This window comes from Rhizobacter sp. (assembly GCF_031412075.1).
Lineage (GTDB): Bacteria > Pseudomonadota > Gammaproteobacteria > Burkholderiales > Burkholderiaceae_C > Rhizobacter.
Genome location: NZ_JANOCG010000002.1, coordinates 1 through 9,792 on the forward strand (window position 1 = coordinate 1; position 9,792 = coordinate 9,792).

The 9,792-nt window shown below is 63.5% G+C and carries 7 protein-coding genes and 1 pseudogene; 2 read left to right on the forward strand and 6 right to left on the reverse strand.

All coding sequences use genetic code 11. The features are described 5' to 3' along the window. Together RMO40_RS00020 and RMO40_RS00025 are read left to right on the forward strand one after the other, a co-directional pair. On the forward strand, positions 1–754 hold a 754-nt coding region (locus RMO40_RS00020; protein ID WP_309714720.1), incomplete at its 5' end, for an AAA family ATPase. Further along, on the forward strand, positions 751–1,857 hold the full coding sequence (locus tag RMO40_RS00025; RefSeq protein ID WP_309714721.1) for a tetratricopeptide repeat protein: 1,107 nt from the start codon (positions 751–753) through the stop codon (positions 1,855–1,857). The genes RMO40_RS00020 and RMO40_RS00025, both read left to right, overlap by 4 nt. 52 nt (positions 1,858–1,909) lie before the next feature. Here RMO40_RS00025 and RMO40_RS00030 read toward each other — a convergent pair whose 3' ends face one another. The 6 genes and pseudogenes from RMO40_RS00030 to RMO40_RS00055 all read right to left on the reverse strand — a co-directional run. Then, complete coding sequence (locus RMO40_RS00030; RefSeq protein ID WP_309714723.1) at positions 1,910–4,141, reverse strand: phospholipase effector Tle1 domain-containing protein; 2,232 nt, start codon at positions 4,139–4,141, stop codon at positions 1,910–1,912. Between the two features lie 63 nt (positions 4,142–4,204). After that, positions 4,205–4,702 carry a DUF3304 domain-containing protein gene (locus tag RMO40_RS00035; protein WP_309714725.1) on the reverse strand — a complete coding sequence of 166 codons (498 nt, stop codon included), beginning with the start codon at positions 4,700–4,702 and terminating at the stop codon, positions 4,205–4,207. Between the two features lie 50 nt (positions 4,703–4,752). Further along, positions 4,753–5,250 (reverse strand): DUF3304 domain-containing protein, encoded by a 498-nt coding sequence (locus RMO40_RS00040; RefSeq protein WP_309714727.1) that lies wholly within the window; start codon positions 5,248–5,250, stop codon positions 4,753–4,755. After that, entirely contained in the window at positions 5,243–6,193 is a 951-nt protein-coding gene (locus tag RMO40_RS00045) for a DUF4123 domain-containing protein (RefSeq protein WP_309714728.1), read from the reverse strand. Before RMO40_RS00045 ends, RMO40_RS00040 begins: the two co-directional genes overlap by 8 nt. Continuing rightward, positions 6,193–9,177 carry a type VI secretion system Vgr family protein gene (locus RMO40_RS00050; protein WP_309714730.1) on the reverse strand — a complete coding sequence of 995 codons (2,985 nt, stop codon included), beginning with the start codon at positions 9,175–9,177 and terminating at the stop codon, positions 6,193–6,195. Before RMO40_RS00050 ends, RMO40_RS00045 begins: the two co-directional genes overlap by 1 nt. Before the next feature lie 111 nt (positions 9,178–9,288). Continuing rightward, a pseudogene (locus RMO40_RS00055) lies at positions 9,289–9,792 on the reverse strand (glutathione binding-like protein); the annotation flags it as partial.

Below are 9,792 nucleotides of genomic sequence, written 5' to 3' on the forward strand. Positions count from 1 at the left end.
GCTGATGGCCACGAGCAGCGGCGAGGGCTTCATCAAGATCACCGGCGAGGTGGGCACCGGCAAAACATTGTTGTGCCGCCGCTTCCTCGCCACCCAGGGCGACGACTGCGTCACCTGCTACCTGCCCAACCCCCTGCTCACGCCGGCCACCTTGCTGCTGGCCCTGGCCGACGAGCTGGAGCTGAAGACGGGCTCCGGCGCCACCGAGTACCAGCTGCTCAAGTCGATCAACCAAGAACTGCTGGCGCTGGCCGCCGAAGGCCGCCGGGTGGTGGTGTGTGTCGACGAGGCCCAGGCCTTGCCGCTCAAGAGCCTGGAAACACTGCGCCTGCTGTCGAACCTGGAAACCGAAAAACGCAAGCTGCTGCAAGTGGTGTTGCTCGGGCAACCCGAGCTCGATGCACGACTTGCGTTGTCGTGCATGCGGCAACTGCGGCAACGCATTTCATTCCACTACCGCCTCACCGGCATGGACCGCCCCGAGCTGCGCCAGTACCTGCACCACCGCATGCGCGTGGCCGGCTACGACAGCACCGAGGTCTTCACCGCGCCGGCCATCGCCGCGCTGCAACGCGCCAGCGGCGGCACACCGCGCCTGGTCAACATCCTCGCGCACAAGGCCTTGTTGACGGTGTTCGGCGCCGGTGGCGCTGTCGTCGAAGACCAGCACGTGCGCGCCGCCGCACACGACACCGACAGTTCACTGTCTTGCGGGCCACGCTGGCTGAACTGGCTCGCCGGGAGCGCCCGATGAGCCTCATCAACCAGGTGTTGCGCGACCTCGACAAGCGCCGGGCGGTGAATGCTGCGGCACCCGCTGCCGTGAAAACATCACTTCCCTCCACGGCCCCGAATGCACTGCAGCGCGCACGCCGCTGGGGCCTGGGCTTGGCCATCACTGCCACGGCCGTGGTGGCAGGTGGCGTGGCGCAAGGCAGCATCCACTGGCCAGGCCGGGTGGCCAAGCCGGAGGCGGCGATGCCGGCGGGCGTGGCTGCCGCGACTCCCGTGACCGAAGCAGCTCCGGTTGTGTCCCGTGTTGCCGCATTGCCTGTCGCTGTCACGACACCAGAGGTTTCAACCGCAGTCAACGTTGAAGCGACTCCGCCCGCCGCGCCCGTGCTGCTTGCCGTGGCCGCACCGACCGTGCGATCGCCCCTCATCAACAGCCCGCGCGATGAGCCCAAGGCACGCCCCATCTTGGTACACGACCTGGCGGCGTCCGCCTCGGCGCTCGCGTTACCGAAGCCGGAGCCGCGCATCGACAAACGCATGGCCTCCCGCACCCCGCAAGAACGCGCAGAAGCGCACTACCAGCGCGGCGTGACGGCCCACCAGGCCGGCCAGATCAACGACTCCGCAGACGCCTTCATGGCCGCCCTGCGCGAAGACGCGCGCTACGCGCCAGCGCGGCAAGCGCAAGCCGGTTTGCTGATCGGCCAGTCGCGACACGACGAGGCCTTGGCCTTGTTGCACGAGGGCATCAACCTGTCACCCCAACAACCGACGCTCGCCTTGATGCTCGCGCGCCTGCAAGCCGAACGACAAGATCTGAGCGCCGCCGCCGACACCTTGAAGGCCGCAAGTGGCAACGCCACGAACAACGCCGAGTACCAGGGTTTTTACGCCGCGATCCTGCAGCGCGCGGGGCGGCATGCCGAAGCGGCCGAAAAGTTCAGCGCGGCGTTGCGGCTCGCGCCTGCCAACGGCGTGTGGTGGATGGGCTTGGGCATCTCGCTCTCAGCGTCCGATCAGTCCTCTGCAGCCCGCGAGGCGTTCATGCGGGCCAAGACGACGGGGGCGCTGCCACCGGAGGCGGGGCAGTATGTGGAGTTGAGGTTGCGGCAGATGTTGTGAGGGACTTGCGGCATTCGAATCGGTCCTCGCGTGGCCGTCTCGAAAAGCCCACTCACCACCTTGGTCGAGTGCGTGCGTATTCCTCCGCTTCGAGACGCTGTTGTCGCAGGGCTTTAGCCTCTTGCGCTTCCTTTTCTCTCTTCCGAATGGCCTCGGGGCTGTAATAGTCCTGAATCGTTCCCTTGGCGGAGGCGTACCGCTCAGTCAACTCGTTGTAGAGCGCTGTCTCGGCATCTTGATAGCGGCGGGCAACGGCATTCTCGGCGGACTGGTACGCCGTTGAAGCTGCCTGCATCGCTGCGCGACCCGTGGTCGTGACTTGCTTCTCCGCCGACTCATAGGCCTCTGCCGTCGCCTTGGCTGCGGCTTTGCCAGTGACGATTGCTTCTCGCTCTGCCGCTTGATAAGCCTCAGTGGTTGCCTTGGCAGCTGCACGCCCCGCCGCCACGGCATGCCTGCGCGCCTTGGCATACGCAGCCACGGTGGCATCCCAGAGTTCGCAAGAAATGTCGACAACGGCGTTACCAGCCGCCTTGATCCCTGACAGGCCTTCATTCGCCCAGCCGTAAACGCGCGACTCGCCATGTATCTCTTCCTTGAACACATGGCGAAAGCGCAAGTAGCCCCCGGTCATCCAAGTGAACTCGTGCTTCTTGAGTAAAGGCCTGAAGCCGGCACGCGAGTCATGCACATAGTCAGCGAAGAGTTCTGCACAACCTGCAGGGGGCATGGGCCCGTCGACGGCGATCTCGATGAACTTCTTTTCATATGCAGTCAAAGGTGCCTTGCCCGGCTCTATCAGGAGCGTCCCCAACAGGGGCGATGACATCCTGAACGTGTCCTTGAGCCGCTCTTTGAGATAACCCCCGAATGTTGCGTTGGCTTGACGGCGCTCCAACAGCCACCTGAGCTGCAAAGCAAGTGCCTCATCCGCCTCTCGCAGGTCGGTTTGATCTTTGGTCTTGTCGACAGTCAGCGTTGCACGGTTGAAAAACTCGAGGGCTGGAACGCCACCCCCCTTCCCACCCGTGTGCAGCGAAGCGCGCCAGCGGATGTAGTGGCGCGTATGTGCCTCAGTGAAGGCCCGGATGTCACCGGCCTTCACGCCCTGGTTGGCAAGCCAGGTGTTGTAGGTCTTCAACAATCGAGCGTCGGTTGCAAATGACTTCGCAACTCGCGAGTCGGCTTTGATTTCTTCAATGGTCATCATCGGCACCCCCGCCTTAATGGCGGCGAAGTGCATGTCGATCAAGGGAATCTGCGAAAGGTGTGGCGAGTCACCCCATTCAGGCATCGCCTTGCCCTGCTCACCGGGCCAATAGCCACCTCCAACGTCGGAGTGCATGCCTGGATAGCCCACATTCCCCCTGCCCACAGCAGCCTCCAAGGGGAAGGACGCACGTTGCTCGTGTAAGGCAATGAAGTGGGCGCAGTCCTCGACCGCGGGGTGAATGGTTTGCGTGTCTTCGGCCCAGGCCATGTGTCCATCGGTGAAGGGCGTGATGTCACCGATGCCAACTGCCGCCACCGTATCGAAGATCCCCATGAAACCGATGCGCAAGGGGATGCCGGCCAAGGTCATGCCACCTCCATGTCGCTCGCAAATCTGGCTCAACCAGAAAGCGCAGGCACGTGCCTGTGCTGCGCCACGAGAGAAGCCGAAGATCGAAACGTTGATCTGAAGAACTTTTCGTTGATGCCCCTTCACGAGAGCAGCCAGCCTGTCTTCCACTGCCGTCAAGGCCGTCCAGCGAATCCCGCCTTCGACTGAAATAGGCCCCATGGCATCCGTACTGATGGCGGTTGCAAGGCCTCCTGTCTCCTCTCTGCCCAACAAAGGCCCACCAGTCAGGTAACGGCTAACCGCATTGAGTATGGACACGATGCCGTAGTTGATCCGGTCCGCACCTCGATACCCGAAACCCATTCCGAGGTTGTCGTAGAGGAGCTCTGTCGAGTCGTTGATGTCTTTGAAAGGGGTCCCAACGCCTGGCATGTAGAACCGAAAGATCCCGGTCTCAGGCTCGTTAAGGTGAGCGTCAAAGAGGCGCGCCACATTGCTGTGTTTGTTGCGCAATCGCTGAGTCTGGGTCTGGCCCTTCTCGACCCAAAGATCGTTGTTCCCGGTTCCATCGAAAAAGAGGCCAACGAATACCTGTCCTTGGCACTCGGTCGACTTTGAACGCACACATTTCATCGCCTTGGCACGCTGAGCGGCTTCTTTGCCGTTCAGCCTGCGTTCGCCATTCAGCGGAGCAGGTCGCCCCGTATAGATCACTGTCATGGCTTCCCCTGTCTCATTGCTTGGTTAATCGTGTTCACCCAGACTCAATCCCTGCACCGAGGATCAAAAGACCTTGTCTATCGGCACGCCAGGCTTCAGTTCTGCTTCAGGGCCTGTCAGCGGATAGTCGCGATGTCTCAAGCCAAAGCGGAGCGCAAATACTTTGATCTCACCGCTGCGCAGAAAGTGCACGTTGAAATCTGACAGCGTCTTCGGGTCGTACTTGGGAACAGGAACCTCGCGCTTCTGCATCTTTCCTTCGTGGTCTTCCCAGGTGATCGTCACCTTGTAACCCTCCAGCCAAGGACTGGGCAGTTGAACGCAACACACGAAAGATCCGCCGCCCGATCCAGGCGTGATGTTGCCGCCCCACTGACCATTCACATAGAAGGCCCCGATTGTTTTGTCGGTGTGGTTGTAGCCCGTCAGTTCAGCGGAAACGGTTTTGCCAGATTTCGCAGATTGGGCCGCAGAAGCCACAGCGGATGACTCGCCCGATGCGCTTGGTTTGCACCCGAACAACGCAAAGGCGACAGTGATTGTGATGAGCGCAGTGCGCATACAGAAAGTCCTAGTTTTGACCTATGTGAGGATGAGCCTTCGTCCGCGAATCAAAAGACTTTGTCTATTGGCACGCCAGGCTTCAACTCTGCTTCTGGGCCTGTCAGCGGATAGTCGCGATGTCTCAAACCAAAGCGGAGCGCAAATACTTTGATCTCGCCGCTGCGCAGAAAGTGCACGTTGAAATCTGACAGCGTCTTCGGGTCGTACTTGGGAACAGGAACCTCGCGCTTCTGCATCTTTCCTTCGTGGTCTTCCCAGGTTACCGTGACGGTGTACCCCTCCTGCCAAGGGTTAGGCAGCTCAATGCAACACACAAACTTGCCGCCGCCCGTGCCAAGTGTGATGTTGCCCCCCCACTCACCATTCACATAAAAGGCCCCGACTGTTCTGTCTGTGTGGTTGTAGCCCGTCAGCTCGGCAGAAACCGTCTTGCTCGACTTTGCAGGCACGGACGCAGACAGAACGGCGGACGACTCGCCAGCAGTGTTGGGGCGGCAACCAAGCGCCACAAACACGGCTGCCAACATGGCGATCAATTCACGCATCGAGGGGTTCCTGTGCAACCCGCCGCTCGTCTGACGCATGCGTGACCCACAACGCAGGCCCCGCATCCCACACTTCATCTGGCAGGTCTTGTATGCCTTTGGCAAGCTCATCGAGCGCAAGTGCCGGGGACTTCATCAAGGCGCTGAACGCCGGATGCTCGACCCCTTTGCCCGAGGTGTAGAGAGCCACCATCAGGTACTGAGCTTGCCGATCGATGTCGTCCAGCCCCACAGCGATGGCAGCTTGCTGATACGTCGAGACAAACTGCGTGAGCGTGCGCGCCGGTACACGCTTGAGTTCATCGCGGATGATTTGCCGCAGGTGCTTCAGCAGCACGTCGAGTTCAGTGGCATCGATCAACATGCCGTACTGCGCATCCGTGAGTGTCACCAGCGGCTCGCCATATGGCGGTGCGGGTGGAAAGTCACTGGGCGGGCGCTCAAGCAACGCCGTCGAAGTCTCACCAAGGCGATCCACATAGACCCAACTCGACACGTGTGCGGTGAAGGCTTGCGCCTGCGCAGCCGTCAAGCAGGCAAGCCACACGGGAAGAATCCTGGTGTCGTACCAGCGCATCAGCAACGACTGCCCCTCGGACAAACCCACGACGTGAAAACGCCGCAAATGCTCGGCGAGGGCCGCAGGCGCCACATCTGCCTCAATCCAACTCAAACAAGGCGCTGCATAGGCCAGTCCTTGCGCCCACGCGAACACGCGGTTGCGCGCCTCCGCGCCCAACTTGTTCACCGGGATCAACAAGGGGGCAATCTCGAGGAGGCTCTCTTCAGGTGTCCCATCGAAAAGCGAGTGGTACACAACGTTCCACCGGTCCAGCGGCGCGTGGCTTCCCTCTGCAGACGCGGTGTCAACGACCAGACACAGCACGCGCCCAGCCGCGTCAGCCGAATCAAGCGCCACCCGCAATGCTTCAAGGACGGGCATCAGACCAGCACTCCGGGGGCACCTTGTTTCATCGCGTTGAGCAGGCACGACTTGCAAGCGGCGCGCGGTAACTGCGGCAACGCATAACTCTCCGTCCCCGGCCCCACAAAGCTCTTGGTCGCCGCCTTGACCGTGATCTTGCCCGGGCATTGCACGGTGACGCCTGCGCCCTCGATGACGATCTGCGCCCCACCCGAAGTCTGCAACGTGATCTTCTTGGCCGCCGCCCAATCGATGTGGCTGTTGGCACTCTGGATGTTGATGAGGTTCTTGGCCGCCACCTCGGCGGTTCCAGCCTGAGCCTGCATCTGCACCGGCCCCTGCCCCGCGATCATCGTCAGGCCCTTGCCCTTGGCACCCTCTCCAGGCTGCACGGCCCCCGCCAAGATGCCGATGCTCTGCCCCGTGTTCACCCTAAGTTGATGGCCCCCCGCAATGTGGATGTCCTGCCCCGCTTGCCAGCTGATGGCCTCGCCACTGGCGAACTGGAGGTCTTGGCCTGCGACCACCGCCAACCCGGCCTTGGCCGTGATCGCCACGATCGGGTCGGTGCTGTGCGGCAGCTTGCCAGTTGTGGCCTGGGTGCTCTTGTGGCCCGCGTCGGAGATCGCGTTGCTCAGATTGACCTGGCTCACCATGCCACTGGCCGCCTGGTGCAGCGCCTTCATCGGCGCGAGCTTGTCGCTCAGGTGGCTCTGGTTCACCTTGACCGTGCCCACCGCCGTGGCCAGGGTGGTGGTCTGGTGCGTCTTCGCTGCCTGGCTGAAGCTGTCGGCGAGCGTCATCGCCTGCTTGAGCAAGGCCATGCCCGGTGCGTTGTCGCCCGCCGGGTCGCTGGGGTTGGCGCCGTAGCTGGTGATCAACACGCCTTGGGTCGCTCGGATGGCTCCATACGCATCCGTCCTCAGCTCGAAGCCTTGCCCCCGGAAGCTTCCCCGATGGTTGTCGGCCTGGTGGATCAGGTGCCCGAGGTTGAGCTGGCTCGAGTGCTGGGTGCTGGCCAACTGCACCCGCAGTTGCCCCGGGGTGTCATCAAACACCAGCTGGTTGAAGCCCTCACCACCGAACTCCTTGCTCTTGATGCCGCTGAGCGCGGCCTGGTTGTTCTGTGCCTTGGCGCCGTTTGTGGCGGGGCCGGGTGCGCCGCCGTGCCAGGCCGGGGCGTGCCCGCCGGACCCAGCGCCCATGCGGTTGCCCTGGGCGCTGGGGCGGTGGTCGCTGCTCTGGGCGTAGGCGCTGGTGTCGGCCTCGGCGGCTTGGCCGCCCGGTGTGGAGGGCAGGCCGGCTTCGCCCTTGCCGTTGTAGAGCGCCCCAATGCACAGGGGCCGCTCGATGTCGCCTTCGATGAACTGCAGCAGCACCTCTTGGCCGATGCGCGGGATGAACTGCTGGCCCATGCCGGCGCCAGCCCAGCGCTGGGCCACCCGCACCCAGCAGGTGCTGCGGTTGTCGGGCCTCGGGTCGGCATGCGGAGCGCTCTGCCAATGGAACTGGACCCTGATGCGGCCCAGCGCATCGGTGTACAGCTCGTCGGCACCGTTCGGGCTGATGTTGCCGCCCGGGCCGACCACGAGGGCGGTCTGCATGCCCAGGGCAGTCGGCTGGGGCGTTGGCTGTGGACGCCACGGGATGGCGCGGCGCAGGGCCTGGAAGCGGTTGGCATAACCGAGTTCGGCCGCCTGGGTGGCCAGCTCGGGGTCTTGGGCCAGGCTGCTGAGCAGGTCGTCGGGGGCTTGGCCGTTGAGCTCGGCGAAGGGGTCGACCTGGGTCTGGGTGTGGGCCAGGCGCTGGCTCAGCTCTTTGGGCAGGTTGTTGATGCCGAGCGCGTGCACGCTGTGCACGCTGAACTCGCGGTCGGCGGGGCTTTGCAGGTCGCCCAGGGCGTCGAGGGTGCTTTGTGTGAGAGCAAACCACTGGCCGGCGCGCAGGCTGCGCAACGTGCTGCGGGCGAGCCAGGTCTTGTGCCTCGCCTCGTAGGCTTGCTGGTGGCAGGTGGCACGGTGTTGGGCCTGGGCGCTGGTGCACTGCCCGGTGTCGGCACTGGCACCGGTGGGAGCGTAGTGCTGCAGCCAGGGGGCGATGTCCTGGATGCTCTGGCTGCCGAAGGCATGGGCGCTGGTGGATTCGGCAGCGATGGCGCGCTTGCCGTGGTAGTCCCATTGCAAGACAGCGCTGGCAGCGGGGGTGAGCTGGCGCAGCCCGCCGAAGCTCTGGATGGCGTCTTGTTGCTCGACCGCAGCAGCGCGGTGGAAGCGGATGCCAGCGCCTCCAAGCTTGGCTTGAGAAGTGATGTTCTGCGGCCACCGGGTGCTGTCGGCGAAGAAGACGAGTTGGTGGGCGCTCGGGGCCTTGTCGCTCTCTTCAATGCGCCAGCCCAGGCCTTCTTGGGCGAGCAGGCGTTGGATGAAGCTGAGGTCGCTCTCGCGGTATTGGACGCAGTAGGGGCGCACGCCGGCGTTGGGGGCTTGGGCCAGGAAGGTGCTCAAATCTTCGGTGCTGCCGTCTTCCAGGGTCTCGCCCCACTGCCAGGCGGCGTGGGCGCGGTAGGCTTCGGCACCGAGCACGTCGTCGATGATCTGCGGGAGGGTCTTGTCTTGCCAGACTCGGCTGTGGCGGCTGTGCTTGAGCAGGGCGACCCAGGGTTGAACCGTCAGCTGGTAGCGGGCGAGGCCGCCGTCAGAGGGACCTTGGCTGGCTTGCATGACAAGGCCGCTGCGCTGGCTGCGGCTGCCGTCCGACAGGGTGGTGTGCAGAGTCACACGTTGGCCGAGCAGGGGCTGCAGCGGAACCCGCGCGTTGAGGCTCAGGGTGCTCAGGCTCAGTTGGTAGGGCTGGCTCACCTCGTCGATCAGGCTGAAGCGCTCCACCATCAGCTCGCTCACGCCACCTCCGCCCTCCAAGGTGTACAGGCGCTGCGCGCTCGTCCAACTCGCCAGCAGGGCGCTGAGTTGGGTCTGGAGTGCGTCACTCAGTCGATCAAGCATTTTTTGCGTTTCCCTCTGGCCGTTAGGCGAGGGGGAATTTTGCAGGCCGCCCTTGGGGAACGACCGCTGCACACAAAACGTTACAGCCCCCTGAAAGGGGGAGGCGTGGGCTCAGTCGTTGGCAAAACTGTACGGACCGCCGCGCTCCAATGCACGGGCGTAGGCCGGCCGCGCATGGATTCGCTTCAGGAATGCCATCAAGCGGGGCCGAGACGCATCCAGGCCCGCACGCTGCGCGGCCGCTTCGAGCGGAAAGCTCATCTGGATGTCGGCCGCGCTGAATTCATGGCCCGCAAACCATTCGCGTTGGCCCAACTCGCCCTCCATGAAGTCGAGTTGGCGAGACAGGTTGGGGTCGACCAAGGTGCTCATCACCTTGGCCGAAATGCCGCGCACGATGGGCTTGACGAAGAACGGCACCTTCGCGCTCGCGATCTTCATGAACACCAGCTTCAGCAGCAGCGGCGGCATGGCCGAGCCTTCTGCAAAGTGCAACCAGTAGCGGTAGGCCAGGCGCTCGGGGGGGCCCGCCGCGGGGATCAGGCGGCCATTGCCTTAACGCTCGACGAGGTATTCGACGATCGCGCCCGACTCGGCCACCGTCACGTCGCCATC

Excerpts from the sequence above, each read along its gene's own strand:
- RMO40_RS00025 (WP_309714721.1), top strand. The coding sequence starts at position 751 with ATGAGCCTCATCAACCAGGTGTTGCGCGACCTCGACAAGCGCCGGGCG.
- RMO40_RS00030 (WP_309714723.1), bottom strand. The coding sequence starts at position 4,141 with ATGACAGTGATCTATACGGGGCGACCTGCTCCGCTGAATGGCGAACGC.
- RMO40_RS00035 (WP_309714725.1), bottom strand. The coding sequence starts at position 4,702 with ATGCGCACTGCGCTCATCACAATCACTGTCGCCTTTGCGTTGTTCGGG.
- RMO40_RS00040 (WP_309714727.1), bottom strand. The coding sequence starts at position 5,250 with ATGCGTGAATTGATCGCCATGTTGGCAGCCGTGTTTGTGGCGCTTGGT.
- RMO40_RS00045 (WP_309714728.1), bottom strand. The coding sequence starts at position 6,193 with ATGCCCGTCCTTGAAGCATTGCGGGTGGCGCTTGATTCGGCTGACGCG.
- RMO40_RS00050 (WP_309714730.1), bottom strand. The coding sequence starts at position 9,177 with ATGCTTGATCGACTGAGTGACGCACTCCAGACCCAACTCAGCGCCCTG.